Here is a 14,529-nt window from a genome sequence, read left to right on the forward strand (position 1 = left end):
GCATGCCTGTAGAGCGGAGCTCGCTCCGCTCGCCCGCCAGCCTTGACCATCACCGCAGCCGAGCAAGCTCGGCTCTACAACCTCGCATGCCTGTAGAGCGGAGCTTGTTCCGCTCGCCCGCCCTATTTGTCGGTCAACACATCCAACCGGATGCGATTGGCGAACAACGAGAACGCCAGCATCCCCGCCAACCCGCTGGCGCGCGCGATCCACGGCGGCAGCCAGCGCGGCGGTGCCAACGTCCCGGCCTCGAACAGCGGCGCGAACGCCTCCACGTCCTCCAGCGTCATCTTGCCGGCGAACAGCCAGCGCCCCAGCCGCAGCCGGTCTTGGTGCAGCGCGCGGCGGAAGAACGTGTGCACGCCGACCAGCCCACGCAGGTACACCGTGTCCTTGGTGAACGCCGCCCCGCCGGTCAGCGGCACGCCGCGGAAGATGCGCTGCGCCGACGAGAAGCTCTCCGCCGGGTTCTGCCCGGCGTCGATGAAGTAGTCGAACACCTGCAGGAAATCGGCGCCCTGCAGGGCCATCGCCACCGCCTCGATGCGCAGGCTGATGCGCTTCATCCGCTCGATGTCGATGCTGCCGGTGATCTGCTCGGCGAAGGTGGCCAGCCCTTCCTGCGTCTCGGTCACCCGCGGCGAGGCCAGCGACAGGCTGGGCAGCTGCACCTGCTCGCGGCCGTTGAGCGCGGTCAGCGAATGCACCAGCGCCTCGTGGTGGAACAGCTGGCGGCGATCGTAGTCGCTGAACGCCGCGCCCTGGCGCAGGCGGATGCGGGTGGCGCCGGCGGCAGCCTTGGCGACCAGCGCCGGATCCAGCGCCACCTCGACCACCCGGCCGCCGAAGAAACCGTCCAGGTCCGACTGCAGCTGCAGCTGCATCGAGGTCGCCGAGACCGGCACCTGCTCCGACGGCGCGAGCAGTTCGCGGTCCAGCTCGTTGGCGATGTCGATGAAGTGGCGGGCCGCCTCGCGCGCGGTCGGGCCGCCGGGCAGGCGCTCGCCGGGCTGGCCGAACAAGGCGATCGAATGGGTCGTCACCGCCGCGCTGCCCAGCGACTCCAGCAGTTGCGCGGCGATGTCCCAGCTGCGCGCCGATTCGCGCAGGTAGCGGCCCAGCGGATGCACGACGTCGGCCGCCCGCGCCACCGCCGCCAGTTCGCGCCGCGCCGCGGCGAAGTCCTGCGGCGGGTATTCCACCCGCGGCAGTTCGCGCACGCCGCGCGCCAGCTTGTCCATGAAGATCTGCTGCACCGAGGCCGGCCAGCTCGCCAGGGTCAGCAGCTTGATCCCGCGCGCGGCGCGGACCAGCCGGCGGTCCAGCGCGGCGTGGTGGGCGAGGTCGGGGTCGGCGGCCGTCATCGGCTATCTATGCCGCAGCGGCGCGAGGGTGGCAAGCGAAGGCGCTTTCAGTCGCTGGCCGCGCAGCGGCGCAGGCGGTGTTCGATCCAGCGCCGGTACAGCGTGGTGTGCAGGTTGTGCAGCATCAGCTCGACCGTGTACGGCGTGCGCGGGTTGAGATCCAGCAGGCGCACGACGTGGTAGCCGATCGGCCGCACGCCCTGCCGGTGCACGTAGACGCGGAAGCCGGTGTAGAACGGATCGGCCAGCAGCGCGTCCAGTTGCGCCACGCGCGCGCGATCGGCCTCGTCCAGCGCCGCGCGCGCGGCCTCGTCGCGATCGTGCAGCAGCGCGAGGAAGTCGGGCGGGTCGCCGCGGCGCATCTCGCGCGCCAGCGACCAGATGCGCTGGTTGAGGCGGTCGTAGTGGGCCAGGCCGCCGTGTTCCTCCAGCGCCCGCGCCGCCGCCTCGTCGACGTCGGCGACGACGAAGTTCTCGGCCTGGTTGTGCACGTCGTCGAGCAGGATGCGATCGTAGGCGTGCACGATCGCGCCCGGCGCGCCCATGAACGCCTGCCGCCCCATCGCCGCCGTGCGCGCGGCCTTGCCGTCGGCGAGGAACTCGCCGGCGTTGCGGCCGAGCAGGATGCTGTCGGTGCCGTGCAGGGTCAGGAAGGTGCCGATGGAAAGTTCGCCGGCGTCGAACTCGGCATCGAAGCCGTCATCGCCGTACAGTTCGCGCTGGGTCGCCAGCTGCGCGACCTGGCGGCCGACGCCGCATTCCGAGCGCACCCGGCCGCTGTAGAAGGCGTCGAGCGCGCGCGCGTTGCTGCCCGCCGGCTCGTAGCCGCGGCCGAAGCTGCGGAAGCGCCGCCAGCCCTGCGCCCGCGCGCCGCCCGGCCCGAACCCGATCCAGCCCAGTTGCAGCGCGCTGAAGCGGTAGCCCGGATTGTCCTGCAGCCGCGCGGTCGCCCGGCGCGTGCTGTCGCCGAGCGCGAACAGGTAGGCGCATAGCGTGCCTTCGCTGGCCAGCGCCTGCCGCAGCGCGGCCTCGCGCCCCTCGGCATCGATGTCCGCCGGCAGCAGCAGGCGCAGATCCCCGGCCGCGTGCGCGTCGGCGAGCGAGGCGCGCGTGCAGGGCTGGCCGACGTGCATGTCCGCCACTTCGGCTGCCGGCTCGATGCGCCAACCCAGTTCGCGCAGCAGCGCTTCGATGCATGCCGGCGACGCCGACGCGGCCGCCAGCGCCGGCCACGCGCCGAGCAGCAGCGCGGCCCAGCGATGGCGTCGTGATGGACGCGGACATTCTTCCATCGCGCCATCCTGCCGCAGCCCGCCGCGATGGCGGGTGAAGCCACCAAACCACCCTCCCTTGTGGGAGCGACGTCAGTCGCGACGTGGGAACTCCGGTCGCGACTCACCTCGCTCCCACAGGGACAGGCAGACAGGGAACCGGCTGCCTCAGCCAGCAGAGGCCGCTGCCGGCGACACGATGATGCGTCAGTGCCGCCGCCTGTGCGGTGCCTTGCCCGGCCCGCGCGCGTCGGCGTTCTGCGCCTGCCGCTGCGCCAGCTTGCCGGCCGCCGCGCCGACCTCGTCGCGCAGCTTGAGGTAGTTGGCGAAGCGATCCTCGTCCAGCTCGCCGCGCTCGATCGCCGCGCGCACCGCGCAGCCGGGCTCGCGCTGGTGCGCGCAGTCGCGGAAGCGGCACTGCGCCGCCAGCGCCTCGACGTCGTCGAAGCCGCCCTCGGCCAGATCCTCCTCGCCGGTCGGCTTGAGTTCGCGCATGCCGGGCGTGTCGATGATGCAGGCGCCCGAGGGCAGCGTCAGCAGCGCGCGGAAGGTGGTGGTGTGGCGGCCGCGATCGTCGCGCTCGCGCACCGCGCCGGTGCGCATGCGCTCGTCGCCCAGCAGCGTGTTGGTCAGGGTGGACTTGCCGGCGCCGGAGGAGCCGACCAGCACCACCGTGCGGCCGGGGCCCAGCCACGGCGCCAGCGCCGCCACGCTTTCGGGATCGCGCGCGTTGAGCGCCAGCACCGGCGCGTCGCGGGCGACGTCGGCCAGTGCCGCCACCGCCTCGTCGGCCAGCGGGGTGCGATCGGCCTTGGTCAGCACCACCACCGGCTGCGCGCCGCCGCTGCCGGCCAGCAGCAGGTAGCGCTCGATCCGGCGCGGATTGAAGTCGGCGTCCAGCCCGCTGACGATGAACACCGTGTCGATGTTGGCGGCGATGACCTGCTGGTGGTAGTGCTCGCCGGCCGCGCCGCGCTTGACGCCGGTGTGGCGCGGCAGCGCGGCGACGATGCGCGCGCCTTCCAGCAGCACCCAGTCGCCGACCGCCGGCCGCTCGTGCGCGGGGAAGCGCGGCCGCTGCCATTCCGGCAGCGATTCGGCGCGCAGCGCGCTGTCCGGGCCGTCGGCGACCACGTAGCCGGAGCGGTGCTGCTCGATCACCCGCGCCGGCCGCGCGCGCGGATGCGCCGCCAGCAGCGCGCGCCAGGCCGGATCCTCCGCCTCGCCGGCGTAGGGCCAGCCGATCGCGCGCAGGGCGCCGGGATCGGGCTGGGGCGGGGAGGCGGAGGTCATGGGGGGCGATTCTATCCCGCGCCGGCCGCTGGTCCGCGACGATGCGGGTTTTCCGCTAAGCTCTGGGGCCTTTTCCCGCCCGCCGCCGGCCGCCATGTCCTCCCCGCTCAAGACCCGCGAACGCCTGTCCGAAGTCCGCTACGAGATCCGCGGAGAACTGGCGCGCCGAGCCCGCGAGCTGGAGAACCAGGGCCGCAAGCTGATCAAGCTCAACATCGGCAATCCCGGCGCGTTCGGCTTCCGCGCGCCGGAGCACCTGCAGAAGGCGATCATCGGCGACATCGATCACACCGATCCCTACACCCACCAGCAGGGCCTGCCGGCCGCGCGCGAGGCCATCGCCGCCGCCTACGCGCGCCGCGGCGCGCCCGACGCGCACGCCGACCGGGTGTTCGTCGGCAACGGCGTCAGCGAACTGATCGACCTGTCGCTGCGCGCGCTGCTCAACCCGGGCGACGAGGTGCTGGTGCCCTCGCCGGACTACCCGCTGTGGTCGGCCGCGACCATCCTCAACGACGGCCGCCCGGTCTACTACCGCTGCGATCCCGACAACGACTTCCTGCCCGACGCGAGCGAGATCGAGCAGTTGGTTTCCTCGCGCACCCGCGCGATCGTGCTGATCAACCCCAACAACCCGACCGGCGCGACCTACCCGCGCGAACTGCTCGAGCGCATCGTCGCCATCGCCGCGCGCCACGACCTGCTGCTGATGGTCGACGAGATCTACGACCAGGTGCTGTACGACGGCGCGCGCTTCGAGCCGGTCGCGCCGCTGGCCGGCCAGGTGCCGTGCATCACCTTCGGCGGCATGAGCAAGGTGCACCGCGCCTGCGGCTGGCGGGTCGGCTGGTCGCTGCTGTCCGGCCACGGCGAGGGGGTGCGCGACCTGCTGCACGCGATGGACCTGCTGAGCGCGCTGCGCCTGTGCGCCAACGTGCCCGGCCAGTACGCGATCGAGGCGGCGGTGAACGGCCCGGACACCATTTCGGCGCTGTGCGCGCCGGGCGGCCGCCTGTACGAAACCCGCCGCGCGGTGATCGAGGCCTGCGAAGCCAGCGAGCACCTGGAACTGGTCGCCCCGGCCGGCGCGCTGTACGCGTTCCCGGCGGTGGTCGGCGATGCGGCCAAGGGCTTCGACGACCACGCCTTCGCGCTGGAACTGATGGAGGAGGAAGGCGTGCTGGTCGTGCCCGGCTCCAGCTTCAACGTGCCCTACCGCCACCACTTCCGCGTCACCCTGCTGCCGGAGGCGGCGACGATGCGCGAGGTGTTCGCCCGCATCGACCGCGCGCTGTCGCGCCGCGCCGAAGCGGCGACCAAGGTGGTGCCGATCACGTCGAAGTCGCGGCCCGCCGCCGCATAGTCCCATCCGTGGGAGATGTGCGATGCGGATGTGGGAGCGATGTCAGTCGCGACCGGAGAAAGCCAGGTCTCCGGATTCCGGCACAGCATCGGCCACCCGGTTGCCCGCGTTCCCTTCTCCCGCTTGCGGGAGAAAGTGTCCCGAAGGGACGGATGAGGGCACCTTGCGCGCCTTGGCTGCACGCCGGCCATCCTCGGCATCTCCCCGTAACGACTTCGAGGCAGGTGCTTCCAGATCCCCGGTCGCGACTGACGTCGCTCCCACAGGGGGCCGATGAGGGCATCATGGCGCCATGACCACCACCGCGCACACCACCGCCCTGGCCACCGAACTGCGCTACTTGGCGCTGGGCGATTCCTACACCATCGGCGAGGGCATCGATGAAGCCGGCCGCTGGCCCGTGCAACTGGCCCGCGCGCTGCGCGCCGGGGGCGTGCCGCTGGCCGACCCGCGCATCATCGCCACCACCGGCTGGACCACCGACGAGCTGGACGCGGCGATCACCGCGCAGGAACCGCTGGGCGGGCACGATTTCGTCAGCCTGCTGATCGGCGTCAACAACCAGTACCGCGGCCGCAACCTGGACGAGTACGCCGGCCAGTTCGAAGCGCTGCTGCGGCGCGCAATCGGCTTCGCCGGCGAGCGCGCCGGCCGGGTGCTGGTGCTGTCGATCCCCGACTGGGGCGTGACCCCGTTCGCGCGGCGGCAGGGCCGCGACGCGCAGGCGACCGCGCAGGCCATCGACGCCTTCAACGCCACCGCGCGGCAAGCCTGCCGCCGCCAGCACGTGGCCTTCGTCGACATCACTCCGGCCAGCCGTGCGCACGGCGGGCAGGCGGCGATGCTGGCCGACGACGGCCTGCACCCGTCGGCGGCGATGTACGCGCTGTGGACCGCGCAGGCGCTGCCGGTGGCGCGCGCGCTGCTGCACGACGCGCCGGCGCCGTAGGCCGCGCCACTTGCGGCGGCGCTGTCCCGGCCCCATATCGGCGGCGACGTGCCCGGCGCCTGATCCAGGTCATGTCCGCCCCCGCCGCGCGGCGTAAACTTCCCCTCCCGACTTCCGGTAGACGTTCATGTCCCTCGATCCCGCCCTGCGTTCCCGCATCGAATCCGTCCTGCAATCCAGCCGCGTGGTGCTGTTCATGAAAGGCCAGCCCGGCATGCCGCAGTGCGGTTTCTCGGCCAAGGCCGTCGGCGCGCTGTCCACGCTGGGCGTGGATTTCGCCCACGTCAACGTGCTGGCCGACCAGGAGATCCGCGAGGGCATCAAGGCCTATGGCGACTGGCCGACCATCCCGCAGCTCTACGTCGACGGCGAGTTGATCGGCGGCAGCGACATCATCGAGCAGATGACCAATTCCGGCGAACTGGCCACCCTGCTCGGGCTGGAGGCGCCCGATCGCACCCCGCCGGCGATCACGGTGACCGCCGCCGCCGCCGAGATGCTGCGCGGCGCGCTGCAGGACGCCGGCGCCGGGGCCGCGCTGTCGCTGTCGATCAACGCGCAGTTCCAGCCCAACTTCCAGCTCGCCCAGTACGATCCCAACGCGATCGCCGCCGAGTCCAACGGCCTGCGCATCCAGTTCGACCTGGCCAGCGCGCGCCGCGCAGACGGCATCACCATCGACTGGGTCGACGACATCCGCGGCAAGGGCCTGGCCATCGACAACCCCAACGCGCCCAAGCCAGTGCAAGCGCTGTCGCCGAAGGACGCCGACGCCCGGGTACGCGCCGGCGAGGTGCTGCTGGTCGACGTGCGCCCGGCCGACGAACGCGCGGTCGCCTCGGTGGCGGTGCCCTTCCGCACCTTCGACGGCGACGGCCGCGCCGAGCTGGAAGCGCTGCCCAGGGACACCGCGCTGGCCTTCCTGTGCCGCAGCGGCGGCCGCAGCCAGCAGGCCGCCGAGGAATTCCGCGCGCGCGGCTTCAACAACGTCCACAACGTCACCGGCGGCATCAACGCCTGGGCCGACGAGGTGGACGGCAGCATCGCCAAGTACTGAAGACGACGGCGCCGCAAGGCGCCGTTGTTCCTTGCGGCCCCCGGCATCTCGTGCCGTTCCATGCGCAGTGCATGTGCGCCGACCCTGGATACACGGCGCGTATCGCGTCGATGGCTTGAAACGGCAATCCAGCGGAACAGGCTTCTGGATAGCCTGCTTGTGGCATGTATCGATTTCGATACAATAACTCCATGATCGAAAGTCCGACAAACCGAAACCTTCCGCGACTGGTTGATTAACCTGCGCGACAAGTCCGCCGCCGCGATCATCATGCGCCGCATCGACCGCTTGCGCGGGGGGCTGTTCGGCGATGTGAAGCCGGTCGGCGAAGGCGTTTCGGAATTGCGCATCGATCATGGCCCCGGATACCGGGTCTATTTCGTGAAGCGCGGCAACGCCCTGATCGTATTGCTGTGCGGCGGCGACAAGGCTACGCAGGATCACGACATCAAGGCCGCAAAGAAACTCGCGACGAATCTGTGAGACCCATCATGGCAAAGACGAAAACCATCCCCTACGACTCGGCGGAATACCTTGACACCCCCGAAGCGATTGCCGCCTATCTCGGCGACGCACTCGCGTCCGGCAACGCCACCGAGTTCCAGGATGCGCTGAATGTCGTCGCCCGCGCGCGCGGCATGTCCGAAATCGCGAAGGCCTCCGGCCTCGGCCGCGAAAATCTTTACAACGCCCTGCGCTCCGATGCGCATCCGCGATTCGACACGATCCAGCGCGTCGTGTCTGCACTCGGCGTCAAGCTTACGGTGCAGCCCGCCCCCTAGCCGGCGAAGCCTCCACCAGCGAGATAGGCCAGTTCGGCTTCGGTGGAGGCGCGTCCCAGCGCCTCGTTGCGATGCGGGAAGCGGCCGAAGCGGACGATGAGGTCGTAGTGCAACTGCGCGTAACGCAGGTAGCCGGCGTCGCCATGCGCGGCGAACAGATCCAGCGAGCGCTGCTGGTCGGCCAGGTCCTCCGAATGCTCGAACGGCAGGTAGAAGAAGATCTTCAGCGCCGCCTCCACCTGCGCGTCGAACCCGGCCTCGACGGCGCGCGCCGCGTAGTGCCGCGCCAAGCCGTCGGTGGCGTAGGAATGCGCGCTGCCGCGGAAGCAGTTGCGCGGGTACTGGTCCAGCAGCAGCACCAGCGCCAGCGCGCCTTCGGCATCGTCCATCCACGCTTCCAGCTCGCGCCGCGCCGCGCGGAAGTGCGCATCGCCGAAGCGCTGGCGGAACGCCGCGTCGAAGGCATCGTCGCGGCTGAACCACCTGGCGTAGCCGGCCTCGCGCCAGAAACCGGTTACCTGCTGCGGGCCAATCCCGTCCATCGTCGTCTCCTGCGTCATTCGTCGAACCTCAGGTGCCGCACCGACTTGCCGTTGCGGCGGATCAGCTTCAGCGCCTCGATGCCGATCTGGATGTGCTGCTCGACGAACTGCGAGCTGACCCTGGCGTCGGAGGCCTCGGTCTTGACGCCCTCCGGCACCATCGGCTGGTCCGACACCAGCAGCAGCGCGCCGCACGGGAGGCGGTTGGCGAAGCCGGCGGCGAAGATGGTCGCCGTCTCCATGTCGATGGCCATGCAGCGCAGCTTGCGCAGGTATTCCTTGAACGCCACGTCGTGCTCCCACACGCGGCGGTTGGTGGTGTAGACGGTGCCGGTCCAGTAGTCGTGGCCGAGGTCGCGGATCATCGTCGAGACCGCGCGCTGCAGCGCGAACGCCGGCAGCGCCGGCACCTCCGGCGGCAGGTAGTCGTTGGAGGTGCCCTCGCCGCGGATGGCCGCGATCGGCAGCACCAGGTCGCCGAGCTGGTTCTTGCGCTTGAGCCCGCCGCACTTGCCGAGGAACAGCACCGCCTTGGGCGCGGTCGCCGACAGCAGGTCCATCATCGTGGCGGCGTTGGGACTGCCCATGCCGAAGTTGATCATGGTGATGCCATCGAACGTGGCGCTGGCCATCGGCCGGTCCAGACCGACGATGGGCGCGCCGGTGAGCTGCGAGAAAGTGTTGAGGTAGCCGCCGAAGTTGGTCAGCAGGACGTGATCGCCGAACTGCTCCAGCGGCACGCCGGTGTAGCGCGGCAGCCAGTTGCCGACGATGTCGGATTTGTCTTTCATCGCCTTCCTCGACGCGCCGTCATGCGCGCCATTGTGTCACGGGCATGCCGGTGCGCACTTGGCAAACCGGCCCGCGGCCGGGTAGGTTCCGGGTTCCGCTTCCAGGGGAACACCGATGCGACCGACACTCTTGGCCGGGCTGAGCCTGGCGCTGCTGTGCGCGGGCGCGCAGGCGGCCACGCCGACCTCGCGCTTCACCTTCGACCCGTACCCGAGCACCTACCGCGCGCTGGCCGCGCCGCCGCTGCTGATCCGCCAGGCCACCGTGCTGGTCGGCGACGGCCGGCGGCTGGACAACGCCGACGTGCTGGTCGAGAACGGCCGCATCAGTGCGATCGGCACCGGCCTTGCCGCGCCGGCCGGCGCGACCGTGGTCGAGGCCGGCGGCAAGTGGGTCACGCCCGGCATCATCGACGTGCACTCGCACCTGGGCGTGTATCCCAGCCCGGGCGTCAAGGCGCACAGCGACGGCAACGAGATGACCTCGCCGGTGACCGCCAACGTCTGGGCCGAGCATTCGATCTGGGCGCAGGACCCCGGCTTCCACGCCGCGCTGGCCGGCGGCGTGACCTCGCTGCAGATCCTGCCCGGCTCGGCCAACCTGGTCGGCGGGCGCGGGGTGACGCTGAAGAACGTGCCGGCCACCAGCTACCAGGCGATGAAGTTCCCCGGCGCGCCGTGGGGGCTGAAGATGGCCTGCGGCGAGAACCCCAAGCGCGTCTACGGCGGCAAGAGCGGCCCGGCCACGCGCATGGGCAACGTCGCCGGCTACCGCGCCGCCTTCATCGACGCGGCCGAGTACCTGAAGAAGAACGCACCCAGATCGCAGGCGCCCAAGCGCAAGCGCTGGTGGGAGCGCGCTTCCGGCGGCGACGCGCCGGACAGCGGCGGCGACGCCGGCGGCAAGCGCGACCTCAAGCTCGACACGCTGGCCGGCGCCATCAACGGCGAGATCCTGGTGCACATCCACTGCTACCGCGCCGACGAGATGGCCACGATGCTCGACTTGGCCAAGGAGTTCGGCTTCAAGGTCGCCGCCTTCCACCACGGCGTGGAGGCCTACAAGCTGGCCGACCGGCTGGCGCAGGAGAACGTCTGCGGCGCGCTGTGGGCGGACTGGTGGGGCTTCAAGATGGAGGCCTTCGACGGCATCCAGGAGAACATCGCGCTGGTCGACCGTCCCGCCGGCGGCTGCGCGATCGTGCACTCGGACTCGGACGAGGGCATCCAGCGGCTCAACCAGGAGGCGGCCAAGGTGATGGCCAACGCGCGCCGCGCCGGCATGGGCGAAATCGCCCCGGAGCGCGCGATCCGCTGGCTCACCGGCAACGCCGCGCGCGCGCTCGGCGTGCAGGAGCAGACCGGCACGCTGGAAGCCGGCAAGATGGCCGACGTGGTGGTGTGGAACCAGAACCCCTTCAGCGTCTACGCCAGGGCCGAGCAGGTGTACATCGACGGCGCGCGCGTCTACGACCGCCACGATCCGTCGCGACGGCCTAAGTCCGACTTCCTGCTGGGCCAGGAGGTGGCGCCATGATCCGCGTGCGCGATGTTTCCCGCCGCTCCAGCAAAGGCCACGAGCCGGCGACTTCCGTGCAGATTTGCGGCAGGACCGGTGAACGGCGCCGGGTCCCGGCCCTGGCCGGGACGGCGGCCAGGGCGGTGCTGCTGGCCGCATGCGCGGCCGCTTCGTTCGCCGCCGCCGCGCAGGACCTGCTGATCCGCAACGCCACCGTTCACACCGCCGGCCCGCAGGGCACCCTGCAGGCGGCCGACGTGCTGGTGCAAGGCGGGGTGATCCGCGCGGTCGGCAGCGCGCTGTCCGCGCCCGCCGGCGTGGCCGTGGTCGAGGCCGGCGGCAAGCCGCTGACCCCGGCGCTGTTCGGCGGCATCACCGCCATCGGCATCGAGGAGGTCTCCGGCGAATCGGCCACCGACGACGCTTCGCTGACGCTGAAGGAGCAGCCGGTGCGGCCGGAGTTCGACGTCACCCTGGCCTACAACCCGGCCTCGGTGCTGATCCCGGTGGCGCGGGTGGAAGGGCTGGGCTTCACCCTGCTCGGCGCCACCACCGGCGGCGCCTTCGTCGCCGGCCAGGGCGGCGTGGTGCGGCTGGACGGCAGCGCCGATCCAATCGGATCACGCGCGCTGTTCATCCGCCTCGGCAGCGCCGCTTCCGGGCTGAGCGGCAACTCGCGCGCGGCGCAGTGGATGCTGCTGGATCAACTGGTCGCCGAGGCGCGCGGGCGCATGCCGGCCGACTCGCCGCACGCGCTGCTGACCCCCGCCGGCCGCGCCACGCTGGCGCGCTACCTGGCCGGCCAGGGCCGCATCGTGGTGGCGGTCAACCGCGCCGCCGACATCCGCCAGCTGCTGCGCTGGGCCGCGCGCGAGAAGGTCCGCATCGCCATCGCCGGCGGCGCCGAGGCGTGGAAGCTCGCCCCGCAGCTGGCGCAGGCGCAGGTGCCGGTGCTGGTCGATGCGCTGGCCGACCTGCCGGCCGACTTCGACCAGATCGGCGCCACCCTGGAGAACGCCGCCCGCCTGCACGCGGCCGGGGTGGCGGTGGCCTTCACCCAGGCCGGCGACGCCTCGCACAACGCGCGCAAGGTCCGCCAGCTGGCCGGCAACGCGGTCGCCAACGGCCTGCCGTGGGAAGCGGGGCTGGCCGGCCTGACCCGGATCCCGGCGCAGGCCTTCGGCGTGGCCGAGCAGATCGGCACCATCGCCCCGGGCCGGCGCGCCGATCTGGTGCTGTGGAGCGGCGACCCGCTGGACGTGGCGCACACCGCCGAGCAGGTCTGGCTGGACGGCCGCGCGCAGCCGATGCGCTCGCGCCAGACCGAACTGCGCGACCGCTACCTGCGCCAGGCCGGGCCGCTGCCGCGCGCCTACGACTGAAACCCCACGGAGGCTGCGTCGCATCGCTTTTTGCGATACGTTTCGCGGATTGAATGCGACGCACGCCGGGAGGGGCAGGACATGCGCATCGGGATCGTGGTGGACTCTGCGTGCGATTTGCCGCACGAGTTCCTCGAAAAGAACAACATCGTGGTGCTGCCCATCACGGTCCGCATCGGCGAGGCGGTGCTGGCCGACCACCGCGACGAGGAGGCCACCCTGGGCTTCCTGCACGCGCACGTGGCCGAGCGCGGCCACGAGGCCGAGACCACCCCGTTCACGGTCAACCAGATCCGCGACCTGTTCCTGGGCAAGCTGGTCATCGACTACGACCACGTGTTCTGCCTGACCATCACCCGCACGCGCAGCCCGATCCACGACAACGCGATGCAGGCCAGCTTCGCGATCCTCAACGACTACAAGCCGGCGCGGCAGGCGGCCGGGTACAACTCGCCGTTCGCGCTGCGCGTGATCGACACCCAGAACCTGTTCGCCGCGCAGGGCGTCACCGCGGTGGAGGCGGTGCGTCTGCGCGAGGCCGGCACCGGCCTACAGCAGATGCGCGAGCGGCTGGAACTGCTGGCGGCCAACACCCACGGCTTCATGATCCCGCGCGACCTGTACTACCTGCGCGCGCGCGCCCGCACCAAGGGCGATCGCAGCGTCGGCCTGCTCAGCGCCGCGCTCGGCAGCGCGCTGGACATCAAGCCGGTGCTGCGCGGCTACCGCGGCGCGACCGAGCCGGTGGCCAAGATCAAGGGCTTCGAGAACGCGGTCGAGCAGATGTTCCGGCACGCCGGCAACCAGGTCATGAAGGGCCTGATGGCGCCGACGCTGTGCATGAGCTACGGCGGCGAACTGTCGGAACTGCGCGCGCTGCCCGGCTACCAGCGGCTGCGCGACATCTGCGAGAACAACAAGGTCGAGGTGTTCGAGAGCGTGATGAGCCTGACCGGCATGGTCAACGTCGGCAAGGGCGCGGTGGTGGTCGGCTTCGCCGCCGAGCCGCACGAATTCAAGCCCGGCTAGGTTCTTCCGATATCGATCGCGAGGCGGCCGGCTTATCCGTTTCTTCACCTGCCGGTCATTAAGCTGCGACCCAACAGGGAGCCCGAGACGCCATGCCGGTCCGCTACTACATCAACCTGCCCAATCCCGCCGGCGCCCGCGGCGGCGATCCGGCTTTCAGCTTCACCGCCCAGGGCGCGGAAGGATTCGCCGAGCAGTTGCAGGATGCCTTGCGCAGCCCGCGCTTGTTCGAGCGCTGGAAGATGTCCCAGGACGAACCCGACGACGTCGACGCCGGCCTGGGCGTGGTCGACCCGCAGGCGCAGGTCAGCGGCCAGCAGAAGGACCTGCAGATTGCCCTGCTCGCCACCACCTCCATCCCCGGCCAGGTGCTCAAGCACCGCCTGCGCCTGCTGGCCGGCCACGGCTGGGAACTGCGCGACGTCTCCGCGGCCTGATGGCCGCGACCGCGACGCCGGTGCTGCTGGCGTGGAGCGGCGGCAAGGATGCGGCCTGGGCGCTGCACGCGCTGCGCCAGCGCGCCGATGTCGAGGTGGTCGCGCTGCTGACCACCGTCACCGCCGAATACGGCCGTTCCTCGATGCAGGGCGTGCGCCGTGAAGTCCTGCACGCGCAGGCGCGGGCCGCCGGCCTGCCGCTGCTGGAAGCGGAAATCCGCGCGGGCGGCGACAACGACGCCTACGACGCGGCGATGGCCGCGGCCTTGGCCGAGGCCGCGCGCCGCTGGCCGGGACTGCGCACGGTCGCCTTCGGCGACCTGCTGCTGGAGGACATCCGCGCCTGGCGCGAGCAACGCTGCACGGCCGCCGGCTGGCGACTGCTGACCCCGCTGTTCGGCCGCGACACCGCCTTGCTGGCGCGCGGGATGATCGCTTCCGGCCTGCGCGCCGGCCTGTGCTGCGTGGACACCACCCAGCTGCCGGCAGCGTTCGCCGGCCGCGATTTCGACGAAGGCCTGCTGGCGGATCTGCCGGCAGGCGTGGATCCCTGCGGCGAGAACGGCGAGTTCCACACCTGCGTATGGGACGGGCCGATGTTCGCCGCGCCGCTGCACCTGCGCCGTGGCGACACCGTGCTGCGCGACGGGCGCTTCGCCTATACCGACTTCATGCTCCCCGCATCACCGCATCCTGTCGTGGGAGCGACGTCAGTCGCGACAGGTTAGCGGCAAAGCTTCGTCGCGACTG

15 protein-coding genes are annotated in these 14,529 nt (G+C 71.2%); 10 read left to right on the forward strand and 5 right to left on the reverse strand.

All coding sequences use genetic code 11. The annotated features are described in order from the left end of the window. Positions 1-122 precede the first annotated feature (122 nt). The 3 genes from AAG688_RS16445 to rsgA all read right to left on the reverse strand — a co-directional run bounded on the left by AAG688_RS16445 (position 123) and on the right by rsgA (position 3,928). Positions 123-1,364 carry a flavohemoglobin expression-modulating QEGLA motif protein gene (locus tag AAG688_RS16445; protein WP_411833266.1) on the reverse strand — a complete coding sequence of 414 codons (1,242 nt, stop codon included), beginning with the start codon at positions 1,362-1,364 and terminating at the stop codon, positions 123-125. A gap of 47 nt (positions 1,365-1,411) precedes the next feature. Next, complete coding sequence (locus AAG688_RS16450; protein ID WP_411833267.1) at positions 1,412-2,656, reverse strand: hypothetical protein; 1,245 nt, start codon at positions 2,654-2,656, stop codon at positions 1,412-1,414. A gap of 186 nt (positions 2,657-2,842) precedes the next feature. Beyond that, the gene (rsgA, locus tag AAG688_RS16455; RefSeq protein ID WP_411833268.1) at positions 2,843-3,928 is read right to left on the reverse strand and encodes a ribosome small subunit-dependent GTPase A; all 1,086 of its coding nucleotides are present in this window, start codon (positions 3,926-3,928) and stop codon (positions 2,843-2,845) included. A gap of 94 nt (positions 3,929-4,022) precedes the next feature. Here rsgA and AAG688_RS16460 point away from each other — a divergent pair, with 94 nt between their 5' ends. The 5 genes from AAG688_RS16460 (at position 4,023) to AAG688_RS16480 (ending at position 8,079) form a co-directional block, all read left to right on the forward strand. After that, the gene (locus AAG688_RS16460) at positions 4,023-5,291 is read left to right on the forward strand and encodes an aminotransferase class I/II-fold pyridoxal phosphate-dependent enzyme (RefSeq protein ID WP_411833269.1); all 1,269 of its coding nucleotides are present in this window, start codon (positions 4,023-4,025) and stop codon (positions 5,289-5,291) included. A gap of 292 nt (positions 5,292-5,583) precedes the next feature. Further along, entirely contained in the window at positions 5,584-6,240 is a 657-nt protein-coding gene (locus tag AAG688_RS16465) for an SGNH/GDSL hydrolase family protein (protein ID WP_411833270.1), read from the forward strand. A 127-nt stretch (positions 6,241-6,367) separates the two neighbouring features. Beyond that, positions 6,368-7,297 carry a Grx4 family monothiol glutaredoxin gene (grxD, locus tag AAG688_RS16470; RefSeq protein WP_411833271.1) on the forward strand — a complete coding sequence of 310 codons (930 nt, stop codon included), beginning with the start codon at positions 6,368-6,370 and terminating at the stop codon, positions 7,295-7,297. A gap of 231 nt (positions 7,298-7,528) precedes the next feature. Further along, entirely contained in the window at positions 7,529-7,780 is a 252-nt protein-coding gene (locus tag AAG688_RS16475; protein ID WP_411833272.1) for a type II toxin-antitoxin system RelE/ParE family toxin, read from the forward strand. An 8-nt stretch (positions 7,781-7,788) separates the two neighbouring features. Beyond that, positions 7,789-8,079, forward strand: coding sequence for an addiction module antidote protein (locus AAG688_RS16480; RefSeq protein ID WP_411833273.1), 291 nt, complete (start codon positions 7,789-7,791; stop codon positions 8,077-8,079). Here AAG688_RS16480 and AAG688_RS16485 read toward each other — a convergent pair. Both AAG688_RS16485 and AAG688_RS16490 read right to left on the reverse strand, forming a co-directional pair. Next, the gene (locus AAG688_RS16485; protein ID WP_411833274.1) at positions 8,076-8,639 is read right to left on the reverse strand and encodes a DUF924 family protein; all 564 of its coding nucleotides are present in this window, start codon (positions 8,637-8,639) and stop codon (positions 8,076-8,078) included. The two genes, AAG688_RS16480 and AAG688_RS16485, sit on opposite strands and share 4 nt — an antisense overlap. Further along, positions 8,636-9,412 (reverse strand): AMP nucleosidase, encoded by a 777-nt coding sequence (locus tag AAG688_RS16490; protein ID WP_411833275.1) that lies wholly within the window; start codon positions 9,410-9,412, stop codon positions 8,636-8,638. Before AAG688_RS16490 ends, AAG688_RS16485 begins: the two co-directional genes overlap by 4 nt. Before the next feature lie 115 nt (positions 9,413-9,527). Between AAG688_RS16490 and AAG688_RS16495 the strand changes: the two genes are divergently transcribed. The 5 genes from AAG688_RS16495 to AAG688_RS16515 all read left to right on the forward strand — a co-directional run bounded on the left by AAG688_RS16495 (position 9,528) and on the right by AAG688_RS16515 (position 14,507). Further along, positions 9,528-10,949 (forward strand): amidohydrolase family protein, encoded by a 1,422-nt coding sequence (locus tag AAG688_RS16495; protein WP_411833276.1) that lies wholly within the window; start codon positions 9,528-9,530, stop codon positions 10,947-10,949. Next, the gene (locus AAG688_RS16500; RefSeq protein ID WP_411833277.1) at positions 10,946-12,313 is read left to right on the forward strand and encodes an amidohydrolase family protein; all 1,368 of its coding nucleotides are present in this window, start codon (positions 10,946-10,948) and stop codon (positions 12,311-12,313) included. Before AAG688_RS16495 ends, AAG688_RS16500 begins: the two co-directional genes overlap by 4 nt. Before the next feature lie 81 nt (positions 12,314-12,394). After that, entirely contained in the window at positions 12,395-13,342 is a 948-nt protein-coding gene (locus AAG688_RS16505; protein WP_411833278.1) for a DegV family protein, read from the forward strand. Positions 13,343-13,434: 92 nt separating this feature from the next. Next, positions 13,435-13,779: a hypothetical protein gene (locus AAG688_RS16510; RefSeq protein WP_411833279.1), complete on the forward strand. Its 345-nt coding sequence runs from the start codon at positions 13,435-13,437 to the stop codon at positions 13,777-13,779. Continuing rightward, positions 13,779-14,507 (forward strand): ATP-binding protein, encoded by a 729-nt coding sequence (locus AAG688_RS16515; protein ID WP_411833280.1) that lies wholly within the window; start codon positions 13,779-13,781, stop codon positions 14,505-14,507. Before AAG688_RS16510 ends, AAG688_RS16515 begins: the two co-directional genes overlap by 1 nt. Positions 14,508-14,529 lie beyond the last annotated feature (22 nt).

It is taken from the genome of Pseudoxanthomonas mexicana (assembly GCF_046736355.1).
GTDB classification, from domain to species: domain Bacteria; phylum Pseudomonadota; class Gammaproteobacteria; order Xanthomonadales; family Xanthomonadaceae; genus Pseudoxanthomonas_A; species Pseudoxanthomonas_A mexicana_B.